Below are 522 nucleotides of genomic sequence, written 5' to 3' on the forward strand. Positions count from 1 at the left end.
AATTGACACAGTTGGACGTAACAAAGAATACAGAGTTGTTGTATCTGGATTGCGATAACAATCAGTTGACACAGTTGGATGTAAGTCAAAATAAGAACTTAGTAAATTTATGGATATATGGAAATAGAATTGAACGCGCATCCATGGATCGTCTCGTAGAGCAGTTGCCGAGTATTTCTATCCCTGAGGAGGAAAAAGAAGATAAAGGCTTCTTCGTTACCGTTGATACCAAGAACCCCAACGAAGGGAATTACCTAACCCAATCCTCTGCAGCAAAGGCTAAGAGTAAAGGCTGGAAGGTTTTCAACTACAATAATGGTGAAGATACTAATGGTGAGTGGAATGGTCAAGGCATACCCTATGAGGGAGAGAGTGGATTTATTACCATGACGACCAGAAAAAAGGTCGGCGAGGAGATCACTCTCGGGATTGAGAGTAAAGGCTCCTTTACAGTGCAAGGCGTAACACATAAGGGAGGATACAAGTACGAGTTAACAGCTACTGATGGGCGCATTACACTCA

At 42.3% G+C, this 522-nt stretch carries 1 pseudogene; it reads left to right on the top strand.

Going from position 1 to position 522, the window contains the following annotated elements:
* A pseudogene (locus JCM15907_RS13100) lies at positions 1–522 on the top strand (hypothetical protein); the annotation flags it as partial.

The organism is Porphyromonas gingivicanis JCM 15907 (assembly GCF_000614585.1).
Taxonomy (GTDB): domain Bacteria; phylum Bacteroidota; class Bacteroidia; order Bacteroidales; family Porphyromonadaceae; genus Porphyromonas; species Porphyromonas gingivicanis.